Source organism: Raoultella sp., assembly GCF_039594335.1.
GTDB lineage: Bacteria > Pseudomonadota > Gammaproteobacteria > Enterobacterales > Enterobacteriaceae > Klebsiella.
Map to the genome: position 1 here is coordinate 12,858 of NZ_JBCNNS010000055.1, position 15,065 is coordinate 27,922.

At 53.7% G+C, this 15,065-nt stretch carries 16 protein-coding genes; 7 read left to right on the plus strand and 9 right to left on the minus strand.

Annotation, left to right across the window (positions count from 1 at the left end):
• The first annotated feature begins 132 nt into the window (after positions 1-132).
• Both dtpA and gstA read left to right on the plus strand, forming a co-directional pair.
• Positions 133-1,638: a dipeptide/tripeptide permease DtpA gene (gene dtpA / locus ACZAHD_RS11800; RefSeq protein ID WP_462456938.1), complete on the plus strand. Its 1,506-nt coding sequence runs from the start codon at positions 133-135 to the stop codon at positions 1,636-1,638.
• Positions 1,639-1,743: 105 nt separating this feature from the next.
• On the plus strand, positions 1,744-2,346 hold the full coding sequence (gene gstA, locus ACZAHD_RS11805; RefSeq protein WP_462456939.1) for a glutathione transferase GstA: 603 nt from the start codon (positions 1,744-1,746) through the stop codon (positions 2,344-2,346).
• A 52-nt stretch (positions 2,347-2,398) separates the two neighbouring features.
• Here the strand turns inward: gstA and pdxY are convergent, their stop codons facing one another.
• The 5 genes from pdxY to anmK form a co-directional block, all read right to left on the minus strand.
• Positions 2,399-3,259, minus strand: coding sequence for a pyridoxal kinase PdxY (gene pdxY, locus ACZAHD_RS11810; RefSeq protein ID WP_462456940.1), 861 nt, complete (start codon positions 3,257-3,259; stop codon positions 2,399-2,401).
• A gap of 61 nt (positions 3,260-3,320) precedes the next feature.
• Positions 3,321-4,595 carry a tyrosine--tRNA ligase gene (tyrS, locus tag ACZAHD_RS11815; protein WP_462456941.1) on the minus strand — a complete coding sequence of 425 codons (1,275 nt, stop codon included), beginning with the start codon at positions 4,593-4,595 and terminating at the stop codon, positions 3,321-3,323.
• A gap of 242 nt (positions 4,596-4,837) precedes the next feature.
• Positions 4,838-5,494: a pyridoxamine 5'-phosphate oxidase gene (pdxH, locus tag ACZAHD_RS11820; RefSeq protein ID WP_462456952.1), complete on the minus strand. Its 657-nt coding sequence runs from the start codon at positions 5,492-5,494 to the stop codon at positions 4,838-4,840.
• A 57-nt stretch (positions 5,495-5,551) separates the two neighbouring features.
• A complete protein-coding gene (gene mliC, locus ACZAHD_RS11825) occupies positions 5,552-5,875 on the minus strand; it encodes a C-type lysozyme inhibitor (RefSeq protein ID WP_462456942.1) in 324 nt (107 codons plus the stop codon).
• A 92-nt stretch (positions 5,876-5,967) separates the two neighbouring features.
• Positions 5,968-7,092 carry an anhydro-N-acetylmuramic acid kinase gene (anmK, locus tag ACZAHD_RS11830; protein WP_462456943.1) on the minus strand — a complete coding sequence of 375 codons (1,125 nt, stop codon included), beginning with the start codon at positions 7,090-7,092 and terminating at the stop codon, positions 5,968-5,970.
• 267 nt (positions 7,093-7,359) lie between these two features.
• Between anmK and slyB the strand changes: the two genes are divergently transcribed.
• A complete protein-coding gene (gene slyB / locus ACZAHD_RS11835; protein WP_100683670.1) occupies positions 7,360-7,827 on the plus strand; it encodes an outer membrane lipoprotein SlyB in 468 nt (155 codons plus the stop codon).
• A 1,200-nt stretch (positions 7,828-9,027) separates the two neighbouring features.
• On the opposite strand, the gene ACZAHD_RS11840 is transcribed toward slyB, so the two are convergent.
• Together ACZAHD_RS11840 and slyA are read right to left on the minus strand one after the other, a co-directional pair.
• Entirely contained in the window at positions 9,028-9,285 is a 258-nt protein-coding gene (locus ACZAHD_RS11840) for a hypothetical protein (protein ID WP_462456944.1), read from the minus strand.
• Positions 9,286-9,423: 138 nt separating this feature from the next.
• On the minus strand, positions 9,424-9,864 hold the full coding sequence (slyA, locus tag ACZAHD_RS11845; protein WP_462456945.1) for a transcriptional regulator SlyA: 441 nt from the start codon (positions 9,862-9,864) through the stop codon (positions 9,424-9,426).
• A gap of 172 nt (positions 9,865-10,036) precedes the next feature.
• Here slyA and ACZAHD_RS11850 point away from each other — a divergent pair, with 172 nt between their 5' ends.
• From ACZAHD_RS11850 to ACZAHD_RS11860, 3 genes are read left to right on the plus strand one after another with little or no spacing between them, the layout of a single operon-like run.
• Positions 10,037-10,273 (plus strand): DUF1656 domain-containing protein, encoded by a 237-nt coding sequence (locus ACZAHD_RS11850; RefSeq protein WP_004862692.1) that lies wholly within the window; start codon positions 10,037-10,039, stop codon positions 10,271-10,273.
• Between the two features lie 10 nt (positions 10,274-10,283).
• Complete coding sequence (locus ACZAHD_RS11855; RefSeq protein ID WP_462456946.1) at positions 10,284-11,180, plus strand: efflux RND transporter periplasmic adaptor subunit; 897 nt, start codon at positions 10,284-10,286, stop codon at positions 11,178-11,180.
• A complete protein-coding gene (locus ACZAHD_RS11860) occupies positions 11,180-13,210 on the plus strand; it encodes an FUSC family protein (protein WP_462456947.1) in 2,031 nt (676 codons plus the stop codon). The genes ACZAHD_RS11855 and ACZAHD_RS11860 overlap by 1 nt, the downstream gene beginning before the upstream one ends.
• A 133-nt stretch (positions 13,211-13,343) precedes the next feature.
• Here ACZAHD_RS11860 and ACZAHD_RS11865 read toward each other — a convergent pair whose 3' ends face one another.
• Positions 13,344-14,240 carry an aldo/keto reductase gene (locus tag ACZAHD_RS11865; protein ID WP_462456948.1) on the minus strand — a complete coding sequence of 299 codons (897 nt, stop codon included), beginning with the start codon at positions 14,238-14,240 and terminating at the stop codon, positions 13,344-13,346.
• Positions 14,241-14,288: 48 nt separating this feature from the next.
• A complete protein-coding gene (locus tag ACZAHD_RS11870) occupies positions 14,289-14,528 on the minus strand; it encodes a DUF1289 domain-containing protein (protein WP_462456949.1) in 240 nt (79 codons plus the stop codon).
• Between the two features lie 137 nt (positions 14,529-14,665).
• Here ACZAHD_RS11870 and ACZAHD_RS11875 point away from each other — a divergent pair.
• Positions 14,666-15,065, plus strand: a 400-nt coding sequence (locus ACZAHD_RS11875) for a TetR/AcrR family transcriptional regulator (protein ID WP_462456950.1), incomplete at its 3' end; no start/stop codon positions are given.

The window sequence follows — 15,065 nt, forward strand, 5'->3', positions numbered from 1 at the left end:
GCTTGCCTGAATGACCAGGATAGTGAACATTACTTGCCGTTTTCCCTCCAGAATAACTATAAAGGTGGCGGTCTTGTCAGATTGCGCCCCGAACACCCCCCGTTAATATGGGTTGTAAAAAAAGAGGTATATGTGTCAACTGCAAACAATAAACCAGCAGAAAGCGTGAGTCTGAACGCTTTCAAACAACCGAAATCGTTCTATCTGATCTTCTCGATCGAATTATGGGAGCGTTTTGGTTATTACGGCCTGCAAGGGATCATGGCCGTTTACCTGGTCAAACAGCTGGGTATGTCAGAAGCGGATTCTATTACTCTCTTCTCGTCCTTTAGTGCACTGGTTTATGGCCTCGTGGCTATTGGCGGCTGGCTGGGCGATAAAGTGCTCGGTACAAAACGCGTGATTATGCTGGGGACCATCGTCCTCGCTATCGGCTATGCCCTGGTGGCTTATTCCGGACATGACGCGGCTATCGTTTATATGGGTATGGCGACCATCGCCGTCGGTAACGGCCTGTTTAAGGCTAACCCGTCCTCCCTGCTCTCGACCTGCTATGAGAAAGATGACCCGCGTCTTGATGGCGCCTTTACGATGTACTACATGTCCATCAACATCGGTTCCTTCTTCTCTATGCTGGCCACCCCGTGGCTGGCAGCGAAATTTGGCTGGAGCATCGCCTTCTCTCTGAGCTTCGTCGGAATGCTGATTACCCTGGTGAACTTCATGTTCTGCAAAAAATGGGTGAAAAACTACGGTTCGAAACCTGATTTTGTCCCGGTGCATTTCGGCAAACTGCTGGCGACCATCGTCGGCGTGATCGTCCTGGTGGTGATTGCGACCTGGCTGCTGCACAACCAGGGGATTGCCCGTATGGTGCTGGGCGTAGTGGCTCTGGGAATCGTAATTATTTTTGCGAAAGAAGCGATTGCGATGAAAGGGGCTGCACGACGTAAGATGATCGTTGCCTTCATTCTGATGGTTCAGGCGATCGTCTTCTTCGTCCTTTACAGCCAGATGCCGACGTCACTGAACTTCTTTGCTATCCGTAACGTTGAGCATGCCATTCTGGGCATTAGCTTCCAGCCTGAGCAGTTCCAGGCGCTTAACCCGTTCTGGATTATGATCGGCAGCCCAATTCTGGCCGCTATTTATAACAAGATGGGCGACCGTCTGCCGATGCCGCACAAGTTTGCGATCGGAATGGTGCTCTGCTCGTTGGCCTTCCTCGTTCTGCCGCTGGGCGCCAAATTTGCAACCGGCGCCGGTATCGTCTCCGTGAACTGGCTGATTCTGAGCTACGCGCTACAGAGTATTGGTGAGTTGATGATTTCCGGTCTGGGCCTGGCGATGGTGGCACAGTTGGTACCGCAGCGTCTGATGGGCTTTATTATGGGCAGTTGGTTCCTGACGACCGCAGGCGCCGCCATCATTGCAGGTAAAGTCGCCAACCTGATGGCGGTACCGGAAAACGTGACCGACCCGCTGCAGTCTCTTGCCGTATATGGCCATGTCTTCCTGCAGATTGGTATTGCTACCGCAGTTATCGCCGTGCTGATGTTTGCTATCGCACCGAAACTGAACCGCATGACCCAGGATGACGACTCCGTCAGCAAAGCTCGCGATATGGCAACCGCTTAAGCGCTTCGGGAAAACGAATAAATTTAAGCCGCTAATGTTTTGTTAGCGGCTTTTTTTTTACCCCTGGGCTAACATACAGAAAACTGCGGCCACGAGGAGTCACTGATGAAACTGTTCTACAAACCCGGCGCCTGTTCCCTTGCATCCCATATCGCCCTGCGCGAAAGCGGACTGGACTTCACCTTACAAGGCGTCGATCTGCAGAAGAAGCTCCTGGAAAACGGGGAGGATTATCTGCAGATCAACCCGAAGGGACAGGTTCCGGCGCTGCTACTTGACGACGATATCCTGCTCACGGAAGGCGTCGCCATTATGCAATACATTGCCGATCAGGTGCCGGATCGCCAGTTGCTGGCACCGGTGGGTACCGTTGCACGCTACCAGACTCTGGAGTGGCTGAACTATGTCGCAACGGAACTGCATAAGAGCTTTACGCCACTGTTCCGCCCGGACACTCCGGAAGATTACAAGACGTCTTTGCGCGCGCAACTGGAGAAGAAGCTGCATTATATTGATGAGTCGCTGAAGGAGAAGCAGTGGCTGAACGGGCATCGTTTCACCATCGCTGATGGCTACCTGTTTACCGTACTGCGCTGGGCTTATGCCGTGAAGCTGGATATGACGGGTTACAGCAATATCGAAGCCTGGATGAAACGCGTGGCCGCTCGTCCATCGGTGGCCGCGGCGCTGGCGGCAGAAGGGTGCTAATCACGCTGCGTCATCTGCCCGGCTGCAAAACCGGGCAACTGTCTCTCTATAGTTAAAGCTGCGTAGCGCTAAAGTAGTGCTCCGGCTGCGCAATACGATTCTGTGCGGCCACCACCTGCAGCTCATACTCCTGCATATTTTTCGTGGCCAGCATAATTTCATACACCGCAGCAGTCACATGTTCCAGCGCATCGCGAAGCAGAGCGCCCTGCAACAGTTTAACCAGCAGTAATCCGCTGGTCACATCGCCGACGCCAACCGGCTGACGCAGGCCAAAATCCACCAGCGGACGGCTGATATGCCAGGCTTCATCAGCTGTCACCAGCAGCATTTCGAACCGGTCCATACTCAATCCGGCGCGGGCAAGATGCTTAACCAGTACGACCTGCGGGCCCTGGGCAATCAGCTCACGCGCGGCTACGACAGCTTGCGCTACGTTAGCCACCGGATGACCGCAGAGGATTTCCAGTTCAATCAGGTTGGGGGCAATAATATCGCTCGCCGGCAGCGCGTAGCGGACGTGAAACTCCGCCACTCCGGGCGCGACGATGCAGCCTTTCTCCGGGTGTCCCATCACCGGATCGCAGAAATATTTCGCCGCTGGATTGGCCGCTTTTACCTGACGCACGATACCGAGAATATGCTCACCCTGTTCGGCGGAGCCCAGATAACCACTCAGTACCGCATCACAACGCTGAAGCTGATTAATATCAGCAATCCCCTGAACGATTTCGGTCAGATGCGCAGGCGGCATCACGCAACCGGTCCATTTCCCGTACTGTGTGTGGTTGGAGAACTGAACGGTATTAAGAGGCCAGACGTTCGCGCCAAGGCGGCGCATCGGAAACTCTGCGGCACTATTGCCGGCGTGACCAAACACAACGTGGGACTGGATGGCGAGGATATTCTTCATCTTGAGTACCTGACAGCAAAAAATAAGGGGCGTGGTTTCCCACGCCCCTGCCTTTACGCAATTACTTCCAGCAGACCAGACAGTAATTTTTCTTACCGCGGCGCAGTAAGGTGTAGCGACCAAACAGACGATCGCCATCATTAAATCCATATTCCGGGTCAGACTGTTTTTCACCGTTGATGGTGACCGCATTGGAGGCGATAGTCTTACGCGCCTGGCCGCGTGATGGCTGCAGCCCGGAATCCACCAGCGCCTGCATCAGGTCGGCGTCTTTTTCCAGTTCAATCATCGGCACACCATCTTGCGCCAACTGCTCGAAATCAGCTTCGCTCAGGTCGCTCAGGTTACCGTTAAACAGGCTTTCGGTAATGCGTTTTGCTGCCACCAGCCCTTCTTCACCATGTACCAGACGGGTGACCTGCTCGGCCAGCACGTACTGCGCGCGCGGGGCCTTACCGCTGTTTTTATCTTCTTCTTCCAGCGCATTGATCTCGGCAATGTCCATGAAGGTGAAGAACTTCAGGAAGCGATACACGTCAGCATCTGCGGTGTTGATCCAGAACTGGTAGAATTTGTACGGACTGGTTTTCTTCGGATCCAACCATACCGCGCCGCCTTCAGTCTTACCGAACTTGGTGCCATCGGCTTTGGTGATCAGCGGAACGGTCAGACCAAACACCTGGTTCTGGTGCAGACGACGGGTCAGGTCGATGCCGGAGGTGATATTGCCCCACTGATCGGAACCGCCGATCTGCAGCGCCACGCCATGCAGCTTGTTCAGACACGCGAAGTCGTAACCCTGCAACAGGTTATAGGAGAACTCGGTAAACGAGATGCCCTGATCGTCACGGTTCAGACGCTGCTTAACCGCTTCTTTGTTGATCATCTGGTTTACGGAGAAGTGCTTGCCGATATCACGCAGGAAGGTCAGCACGTTCATGCCACCAAACCAGTCGTAGTTATTCGCGGCAATGGCCGAGTTGTCACCGCAATCAAAGTCGAGGAACGGCGCGACCTGTTTGCGAATTTTATCCACCCACTCCTGCACGGTATCTTCGGTGTTCAGTTTACGCTCGGCGGCTTTAAAGCTCGGATCACCAATCAGACCGGTCGCTCCTCCCACCAGTGCCACAGGCTTATGACCTGCCTGCTGAAAGCGTTTCAGGCATAACAATGGAACTAGATGCCCCAAATGCAAGCTGTCAGCGGTTGGATCGAAGCCGCAATAGAGCGCGATCGGGCCTTGCGCCAGTCGCTCTGCTAACGCTTCCTCATCCGTCACCTGGGCTATCAGCCCCCGCTCTTGCAATTGTTTAATCAAGTTACTGCTTGCCATCAAATTCTCCATGTATAAACGACTGTACCTTTGCCGGTACACGACTTTTCGCCAGACGCGAAAAAAAAACAGCTATGCAAAATTATTCAAGCTACCTCAAGGCGGCAAATACGGAGACTTATGCAAGCACACGAGCAGAATAAGCCGTCACAGCCAACCAAGAGCTAGCTTGAAAAATGAAGCCTATAGAATAAAGCGCCAGCCCATCCAGCACCAGCGCTTAACACAACAAATTTCAGGGATTAGGGGGCCAGACGATCGATTTTCCACGCGCTATTGTCGCGCTGGTATAAAAAACGATCGTGCAGGCGGTGTTCACCGCCCTGCCAGAACTCCATCTGCTCAATACTCACGCGGAATCCTCCCCAGAAGCTCGGCAGCGGCACGTCGCCTTGCTGGAATTTCTGTTTCAGCTCCAGAAACTTACTTTCCAGGATACCGCGGGCAGAGATGCGGGTTGACTGTTGGGAGACCCAGGCGCCGATCTGGCTGTCGCGCGGACGGCTGTGGAAATACTTCACCACTTCCAGCGTTGACAGGCGCTCCGCCTGGCCAGTGACCATCACCTGGCGTTCCAGCATGTGCCATGGAAAAAGCAGGCTCACGCGAGGATTGTTTTCGATCTGGTGGGCTTTACGACTGCCGAGGTTGGTATAAAACACCAGCCCTTTTTCGTCATAGTGCTTGAGCAGGACAATTCGCTGGTAAGGTTGACCGTTTTCATCAACGGTCGCGACGACCATTGCCGTCGGGTCAGCCAGTCGGGCGTCGCAGGCTTGTCGGAGCCAACGCTCAAACAAAGTCAGCGGTTCAGCAGGAAGATCGCGGCGGCGCAGGCCGCCACGGGTATACTCTCGGCGCAGATGCGCGATTTGCTGCAATTCGTCGTTATCAGACATGGCAATTGAGAAAATAGTCATCGGGTGGCGTCATTGTGCGCCCCCGGGCCAGAAATCTCAACGTTTGGGCGTCTGCAGCTGACAGTTTTCCAGCACAACGCGATCGCGCTTGTAGACGGTGGCGCTGTCGCCTTTCGACCAGAAGACATACACGCCGTCAGTGTAGCGCGCACCTGATGCCGAAAGCCCCTGCGCCAGATTCAATTGCTGATTGTCATAGATAAAGCTGGCTATCTGACGGGTATTGTTGATGTGCACGGTCAGCGGTTTCTGATCGCACTGATACTCCAGGGTATCGGTCTGCATCCGCTCCACAAACTGGTGATAGTAACTACAGCCTGCGAGCATAAAGGGTACAACAGCGATAAGAATTTTTTTCATGCATTTGCCTTCGACTTTCCCGGTCCAGGAGGGCAAATCGCCCCCCGTTTACTTCATCCAGTTTACCGGTTAATAAAAAACAGGTGTTTCAGTTAACTCTGATTCTGCGGTCGATTTGCGGGGAAAATAGCCCCGAGCACAGTAGCTTCACAAGCGCCGGTGACCGAGGGGAGATTGCCGGGGAGTCCGGATATCGTCCGCCATGCCAGCCAGGCAAACGCCAGCGCTTCCATATCATCGCCGCTGATGCCCGCCGCATCGGACGTGGACACCTCCGTTCCCGGCAACAGCGCCGCCAGCCGCGCCATCAGCAACGGATTACGCGCGCCACCGCCGCACACCAGCAGACGTTCACAACCGCCGCTCAGCAGCACCTGCTCCGCGATGGTCACCGCCGTCAGTTCTGCCAGAGTGGCCTGCACATCCTGTGGACGCAACCCTGGGAAACGGGCCAGATGGCGCTCCAGCCAGCCATAGTTGAAATATTCACGTCCGGTGCTTTTCGGCGCCGGGAGCGCAAACCACGGGTCGCTGAGCATGTTTTGTAGCAACGGTAGCAGCACCTTGCCTTCACTGGCCCACTGCGCGTCTTTGTCGTAGGGTTTTCCAGACTGACGCCAGATCCACGCATCCATCAGCATATTACCAGGTCCAGTGTCATAGCCGCGGACCGGCACACCCGGTGCCAACAGCGACAGATTGGCAATCCCGCCGATATTGAGCACCATCCGCCGCTCTACGGGATGCGCCAACAGCGCATGGTGGAAAGCAGGAACCAGCGGCGCCCCCTGGCCGCCAAGCGCCATATCACGACGCCTGAAATCCCCCACCACCGTCACACCGGTATGGGCAGCTATCTGGTTGTTATCACCAATTTGCAGCGTATTCGGCGCTTCGCCAGTCGGTTCGTGCCATACCGTTTGTCCATGACAACCGATGGCGACAATGTCCTTCGGCTGGACATTTTCCTGATACATAAGTGCCAGCACGGCATCGGCAAATAAGCGTCCCATACGCGTGTCCAACTGACCAAGCTGGGACAACGTCAGCGTTTGTCCCTGGCAGATGGCCAGAATATCTTCTTTTATTGCCACCGGAATGGGGTACGACAGACTGGCCTGCTGTGCCACTACGCTTTCGTTGATTGCCGCCAGAACCACATCAATGCCATCAAGGCTGGTTCCAGACATTACGCCGATAAAGTGACCTGATTTCATACGCCTTCCTTCATTCCATGAGTTTCGTATACCTCACACTCCAGCATAAAGAAGCGAGCAATGCTACGGTGCACTAACGTTTATTAACATTAAAGCGCGAAAGAGTGCGCATGAGGAAAAGAACTTATGTTTAAGTTAAGTTGAAGAGGTACAGATTATTATTTTTTGTATATTCCATGCCGTAGGTATGCCAGCCGACGATGAAATACCATATAATTGAACGCATGGACGTTCAACAGAACACTTTTCGGTGAAGGAGATTCATAAATGATTTTACGTGTTTTGGCTGTCTCGATGATTGGTTTATCGCTTGCAGGTTGCGTGAGCAGCAGCGGCCTCTCCGGAGACGTTTACTCCGCATCGGAAGCCAAACAAGTGCAAAGCGTCACCTATGGGACCATTGTTCACACCCGTGCCGTTCAGATCCAGAGCGGTGATGACAGCAATGCTATCGGTGCTATCGGTGGTGCCGTACTCGGTGGTTTCCTCGGTAACACCATCGGCGGCGGTACTGGCCGCTCTCTGGCAACCGCAGCAGGTGCAGTCGCTGGCGGCGTAGCCGGTCAGGGTGTACAGGGTGCAATGAACAAAACTCAGGGCGTTGAGCTGGAAATCCGTAAAGACGACGGCAATACCATCATGGTGGTGCAGAAACAGGGGAATACTCCGTTCTCTGTCGGCCAGCGTGTGGCGATTGCCGGCAGCGGCAGTCAGGTTACCGTCTCCCCGCGTTAAGTTTTTTCTTATCAGTACGGCCTTCTTGGGCCGTACTGCTTTACCACTGGCTTTAATATGAAGACACTGGCTGGCGTTTCGCTAAAAACCGTCCTTAGGCATCCGTCCCCCCTCTTATCGGGTTTTCACTCTCTTGCGTTTGCGCAATAGTTAGCACCCACTTGATTGTATTATTTAAAGAGTTACCTTACGCCAGACAGAGCCGCTTTATAAAAAATCCCTCACAAGGAGGCAACGTGTATTTATTAACCACCAGCGCTTCGCGAAGTGAGTTTTTGTGTCCTTTGCGATTTGTATTATCGCTATTGGCGGAATACATTTGTTATCCTCGTCATTAATTAATTGAATCTCTACGTTTAATCCGTTGTTTTCCTGCGTTGACCATTTTTTATTAGTTTTGCACATTATGGTTTCCAGCTTCATGACGACACAGTGCTAGTACAATAGAAATTCCTGTCCCTGATTCGGATTGCGTTCGCCCGCTCAGCGTTGCTGATGTTCGCTACGTTGAGCAACTATCCCGCGGGGCTGTGTGATGCGAATCTGTTGGCTAACGCTTACGATGCACTGATTTATTCAGCTTTCATAATATGATGATTCTGTTTCATGCGGCGATTATTTTATAGTGCTTTCGCCATAGCCCAACACTCAGCCAAACGGTGCATGTGGTTATGTTGGTCCAGTGCCTCGAATTTACGGCTACGGTGATAACGCGGCCCTGGCTTTATTCGGGCCATAATCCACGATTATATATTAGTTGATTGATAACCTGATTTACGTTCACTCACCACTGAGGCACGATATTATTGGCTATTTGCTGGCAACTGGATGAGCAGCCATGCTTATATCACTTATTTTCACCACCCCGCTTCATAATATTTACTGGTGCAGCCGCGTTATTTTTGTGCTGCGCATATTTTTACGCTGGTTCTTTTATGGTCATCTGAAAATAAAACAGAATATGCAGGGTATCAGGCACAATTATTTGAGATCATCAGTACGTTGTTTATGTTTTGCATTTATTGTGGGATGTATTCAGTCTGTATCTGATATCCAAAAATAACGACCTGAATTCCTGGCAAAATTCGCTCCGCGACCTACGGCCCAGGTCAGAAAACTGCAACAACTGTTATGACAGGCTCACCACGCAACTCGCGAAAACGTCGGTTTCCCCTCTTTCAGTGGTTGTCAGCGACTTCACTATTTAAACGCATCAACGATAACGACGGCCGTGTGCAGGGAGACACAGTTATCCAGTTTGCCGCCAGCGTTCTGTAGAAGAATGTACGACCACAGGATATTGCCGCTCACATCGGCGGTGAGGAGTTTGTCTTGTTGCTGGTCAATACCGGCACCAACGATGCATATACCCCGGTCTGGCACATTCGCCTGGCGCTGAATGAGCAGCAGGAAAACCAGGCAGAGAAAATGACCATCAGCGCGACTGTTCCCGACCACAGACGGCCCCCTGAGCGCGAAGGCGTGTGTAAGACGAGCCGATGCGGCACTGTATACGGTCAAAAATGGTGGTCGTAATCGGGTTATCTGGCGCGAGTCAATAAAAAAGGGCCTTGAACGCTCAAGACCCTGAATACATTAATCTTTTTCCTGAAGATCGAGAATATTTTGTTCCAGTTTACGGACTAAATTGAGCAGCGTTGCGACTTCTTCTGCTGACACACCAGACAGAATTTCATCTCGCGTCTTGCCGATCACTTCTTCCATTTCATTGATCAGCGGCTCCGCTTTTTCCGTTAACTTGATTCGTTTCGCACGCCGGTCGTTTGCACAAGTCTGGCGAGAAATGAGGCCTTTCTCTTCCAGTTGATCCAGCGTACGCACCAGTGAGGGTTGCTCGATACCAATAGCTTTCGCCAGTTGAATCTGCGACTGCTCAGGAGGCAGCTGATGAATATTGTGCAGCGTAACCCAATGCGTCTGCGTTAACTCCAGAGGTTTCAGGCGATGGTCGATCAGCGCGCGCCAGACGCGCACCAAACGTGCCAGATCAGAACCAAGTGGCGATTCCAATTTCATCTCCTTATAATTAGCTTGCTAAGTTATTATACTGATTTTAGAATAGTGTGCAGCATTTGAATAATCAAAACAAATGAATTACCTGATACAACAAATTCAAAACAATGATTTACAATATGCAATAGTAGCATGCTCTAAACATTCTCCCGGCAATGGCAAAGGATTTTTGCTTGTGAAACTGAGTCTTAACACTTCCGGATTGGCGCTCCAGGACCTGGTATTCGGTGCGTCAATTTACTTTCCTCCCCTGTTTAAAGCCGTGTTGCTGGGATTTTTTATCTGGCTGGTTATTCACCGCCAGCTACGCGACTGGATGTATGCCGGCGATATCTGGCATCCCTTGCTGATGGATCTGTCCCTGTTTGCACTCTCTGTGTGTCTGGCTCTGGTTTTATTGACTGCCTGGTAATGTTCACGACATGAAAAAACTCAAATACCTCTCGACGTTATTGGTCGCCGCGTTCGCTATTATCGCCGCCTGGCTGGTCTGGAACTATTACACGCAATCCCCCTGGACCCGGGATGGTAAAATACGCGCCGAGCAGGTCAGCATTACCCCGCAGGTGTCAGGGAGCATCCTCCAGCTAAACGTTCGCGATAACCAGTTGGTCAAAGCGGGCGACGTCCTGTTCAGGATCGATGACACGCCCTATCGTATTGCCACACTCAACGCCGAAGCGCAGCTCGCGAAAGCGAAAGCGGAAATGGCCAAAGCCCAGGCAGAGCAAACAAAAGCGGCCAGTGACGCCCGTCGTCGCCGTCATCTTTCGCAAGAGGCTATCTCTGCCGAAGATCTGGAAAGCGCCAATACCGCGCTGAGCACCGCCACCACCAATCTTGAGGCCGCTAAAGCGGTGGTCGGCGTGGCGCAGGCCACTCTGGAGCACGCGCAATGGCAACTTAGCCAGACGGCCGTGAAATCGCCGGTAGACGGCTGGGTGACAAACTTAACAACCCGAGTGGGCGACTACGCCACGGCGGGCCATCCGGTTTTCGCTCTTGTCGACAGCAATTCATTTTATGTCATTGGTTATTTTGAAGAAACTAAGCTGCGCCATATTCGCGCCGGCGAGACTGCGCAGATAGTTTTGTACAGCAGCAAACAAACATTACAGGGTCACGTATCCAGTATCGGCCGTGCCATCGTCGACCAAAGCATCGAAGACGGTAGCAGCCTGGTCGCCAATATTAAGCCGAATATCCCGTGGGTTCGCCTGGCCCAGCGCGTACCGGTGCGCATCGAATTTACCGGTTTGCCTGCGGATATGACGCTGGTTTCCGGGACCACCTGCACCGTCTCAATTGGCGAACCCTGATGAAACGGCAGGTCCCGTCGTGGCGTGCTCTTCCCTGGGTTAAAGCCAGCCGTCCGCAGTGGCGCTATGCCCTGCGTAACGGCATTGCGATGTGTCTCGCGCTGAGTATTGCCTACTGGCTGGATCTTGATGAGCCTTACTGGGCAATGACCTCCGCCGCTGTCGTCAGCTTCCCGACGGTGGGCGGGGTAATCAGTAAGAGCTTCGGGCGCATTGCCGGAAGCCTGCTCGGCGCCTGCGCTGCGCTGCTGCTCGCCGGGCATACGCTAAACGACCCCTGGCTATTTTTATTCAGCATCTCGGCGTGGCTTGCGCTCTGCACCTGGGCTTGCGCGATGTATACCAACAACGTGGCCTACGCTTTCCAGCTCGCTGGCTATACCTGCGCCATTATCGCCTTTCCGGTTATCAACATTACCGACGCCAACGAGTTGTGGACTATCGCGCAGTCGCGGGTTTGCGAGGTTATCGTCGGTATCCTGTGCGGTGGGGTGATGATGATGATCATGCCCAGTACGTCGGATGGCACTACGCTGCTGACAGCATTGAAAAATATGCATGCCCGCCTGCTTGAGCACGCCAGTCTGCTGTGGGGGCCGGAAACCACTGATGCCATTCGCACCGCCCACGAAAGCGTGATCGGGCAAATCCTGACCATGAACCTGCTGCGTATTCAGGCCTTCTGGAGCCATTATCGTTTTCGTCGCCAGAATCCGCTGCTGAACTATTTACTCCACCAGCAGTTGCGGCTGACCAGCGTAATTTCCAGCCTGCGCCGGATGTTGGTCAACTGGCCGGCCGCGCCGGCACAGACCCGCGAAGTCCTGGACACGCTGCTTATCGCGTTGGCCAATCCACGGGCCGATTTTTACGCTGTCGCAAGGATAATCGCCCCGCTGGCACCTCCTGCCGATGCCGATTATCGTCATCTCGCTTTCTGGAAACGCCTGCGCTACTTCTGCCGCCTGTATCTGGACAGCAGCCACTGGCTCCGCCGCCTGGAAAACGCCTCGGCAATCGCCGAATTTAATGTTCCTTCCGCCCCGGCGTTAGCTCGCTATACCGATCAGGCCGAAGCATTATGGAACGGCATCAGAACATTCTGCGCGCTGGTTGCGGTGGGCGCCTGGGGGATCAGTACCCAATGGCAGTCCTGCGCCGCTGCGCTCACCCTGGCGGCAATTTGCTGCGTGCTTTATTCGGTTTCCCCCTCGCCGTTCAAATCTCTGAGCTTGCTGATGCGTACGCTGATACTGCTGTCGATATTCAGCTTTGGGGTGAAATTCGGCCTGATGGTGCAGATAACCGATCTGTGGCAGTTCCTGCTGTTCCTTTTCCCGCTACTGACCACCATGCAACTGCTCAAACTACAAATGCCAAAGCTGGCCGGCCTCTGGGGACAATTGATTGTGTTCATGGGGTCGTTTATTTCGGTGACCAACCCACCGGTCTACGACTTTGCCTCTTTCCTCAATGACAATCTTGGAAAAATCATCGGCGTTGGCTTTGCCTGGCTGGCATTTGCCGTGATCAGCCCCGGTTCCGATGCGCGTAAAAGCCGCCGCCACATAAAAGCGTTACGCCGTCACTTTGTCGATCAGCTGAGCCGCCACCCGCAGCATAGCGAACACGAGTTTGAATCGCTGGTCTATCATCACATCAGTCAGTTAAGCAACAGCCAGGATGCCCTGGCGCGCCGCTGGCTGCTGCGCTGGGGCGTGGTGCTGCTTAACTGTTCACACGTGGTCTGGCAGCTTCGCGCGTGGGAAACCCGTTCTGATCCACTCTCGCAGGTGCGGGATTTATGCATCGGCCTGCTCCGGGATGTTATGAGCGAGCGCGGCGTCCAGCAACGTCCTCTGACCTCAACATTGCAGGAGCTGCAGCGAATTTGCGACACCCTGAACCATCACCACCAGCCGGCGGCAAAAGAGCTGGCGGCCGTGATCTGGCGACTGTATTGCGCCTTGTCCCAGCTTGAGCAGGCACCTGCGGTCGGGACGATAACGGAAAGAGTGAGCGCCTCGTGAACGGAGTGAGTTCTGATTTTCAGTGCAGCGCTCTGGCGAAATGGCGAGGAGACACTGGCAAATGACGCCTTCAGCAAGGCCATCGCGGCTCATCCCCCACCGGGACAGCCAGTGTGAAGGCGAAGCCAGTCAATTATGGCACGTCGTAACCCAGCGCGGCTTTGCGGATGCGGAACCACTGCTGACGAGACATATTCAGCTTTTCAGCCACCACAGCAGAACGCACCCGCTCGATTTTACCGGAACCGATGATCGGCAACGGCTGCGACGGCAGACGCAGGATCCACGCATAGACCACCTGCTCAATGCTCTCAGCATTCAGCTCCTGAGCCACTTGCGCCAGCTCATCACGCAGCGGCTGGAAGCTTTGATCATTAAATAAACGCCCACCGCCGAGGCAGGACCAGGCCATCGGCCGGATACGCAGCTGCTGCAACTGATCCAGGGTACCATCCAGCAGCAGCGGCTGGTGCACGGGGGAGATTTCAACCTGGTTGGTAGCCAGAGTAAACGGCAGACGCGATTGCAGCAGCGTAAACTGCGCCGGCGTAAAGTTGGAGACGCCAAAGTGGCGAACTTTACCGCTGTGATGCAGTGCGAGGAAGGCATCCGCCACCTCATCCGCATCCATTAACGGATCCGGGCGGTGAATCAGCAGTAAATCAAGATGGTCGGTCGCCATATTGCGCAAGGACTGCTCGGCGCTTAAGACGATATGATCGCGGTCGGTAATATAGTGGCCGATGGTGTTTTCGGCGCGGGCTTTAGTGGCAATCCCACACTTGCTGACGATTTCCATGCGGCTACGCAAATGCGGAACCTGCTTCAGCGCTTCGCCAAAGGCCGCTTCGCACTGATAGTCGCCGTAAATATCCGCGTGATCGACGGTAGTCACGCCCAGATCCAGGTGCTGCTCAATAAAGCTGACCCGCTCGTTCACGGACATGTTCCAGTCCATCAAACGCCAGTAACCCATGACAAAACGCGAGAATTCCGGCCCCTGTGGAGCCATGGCAATACGCTGAACCATAACAACGTCCTCAACAAAAAAGTGTGTCGAGTATACGCAATTTTGCCATTAAAACAGTGAAGGCTGCTGTGGTTCTTCCTCGGCCTGCGGTTTATTCGCGCGTAATTTGCGCAACAGACGTTGGCGGCACAGGCGCAGCACATTCTGCTTCTGCGCATCACTCATGGTTTGCCACTGAAAACGCTCTTCACGGCTACGAAAGCAACCGCGACAAAACCCACGCTCATCTGACTGACAAATTCCCCGGCACGGACTCTGTACCGGGAAAAACTCCAGCTGCTCTGCCACTCCACACCTCCGGCGACTTCTCTGTGTCTTTTATTGAAGACGTTTCAACTCTGACTGGCAACTTTTGTTGTTCCACTCCCTGCCGCAGGCGACATTTTTGCTTGCATTAGACCAATCGGTCTATTACAGTGAGCGCTATGAACAAACATTGTGAACACGATACGCGCGAACACATTCTGGTGACCGGTGAGCAGTTGTGCATGCACCGCGGTTTTACCGGAATGGGCCTGAGCGAGCTGCTGAAAATAGCGGAAGTGCCGAAAGGTTCTTTCTACCACTATTTTCGCTCTAAAGAAGCTTACGGCGTCGCGCTGCTGGAACATCACTATGCAGGCTATATCCGCCGCCTGGTTGACCATTTTGCTCATGGCGAAGGGAACTATCGCGACCGTCTGTTGGCTTACTACCAGCACACCCTGGCGCAGTTTTGCCAGCAGGGCATTATCAGCGGTTGCCTGACGGTGAAGCTCTCCGCTGAAGTGTGCGATTTGTCTGAATCCATGCGCGCAGAGATGGACAAAGGCGCCAGCCAGATTA

Bases quoted from the DNA above. Each gene is read 5' to 3' on its own strand.
- ACZAHD_RS11865 (WP_462456948.1), bottom strand. From the start codon at position 14,240: ATGGTTCAGCGTATTGCCATGGCTCCACAGGGGCCGGAATTCTCGCGT.
- ACZAHD_RS11855 (WP_462456946.1), top strand. From the start codon at position 10,284: ATGAAAAAACTCAAATACCTCTCGACGTTATTGGTCGCCGCGTTCGCT.
- mliC (WP_462456942.1), bottom strand. From the start codon at position 5,875: ATGAAAAAAATTCTTATCGCTGTTGTACCCTTTATGCTCGCAGGCTGT.
- slyA (WP_462456945.1), bottom strand. From the start codon at position 9,864: ATGAAATTGGAATCGCCACTTGGTTCTGATCTGGCACGTTTGGTGCGC.
- pdxY (WP_462456940.1), bottom strand. From the start codon at position 3,259: ATGAAGAATATCCTCGCCATCCAGTCCCACGTTGTGTTTGGTCACGCC.
- gstA (WP_462456939.1), top strand. From the start codon at position 1,744: ATGAAACTGTTCTACAAACCCGGCGCCTGTTCCCTTGCATCCCATATC.
- tyrS (WP_462456941.1), bottom strand. From the start codon at position 4,595: ATGGCAAGCAGTAACTTGATTAAACAATTGCAAGAGCGGGGGCTGATA.
- slyB (WP_100683670.1), top strand. From the start codon at position 7,360: ATGATTTTACGTGTTTTGGCTGTCTCGATGATTGGTTTATCGCTTGCA.
- pdxH (WP_462456952.1), bottom strand. From the start codon at position 5,494: ATGTCTGATAACGACGAATTGCAGCAAATCGCGCATCTGCGCCGAGAG.
- ACZAHD_RS11860 (WP_462456947.1), top strand. From the start codon at position 11,180: ATGAAACGGCAGGTCCCGTCGTGGCGTGCTCTTCCCTGGGTTAAAGCC.
- anmK (WP_462456943.1), bottom strand. From the start codon at position 7,092: ATGAAATCAGGTCACTTTATCGGCGTAATGTCTGGAACCAGCCTTGAT.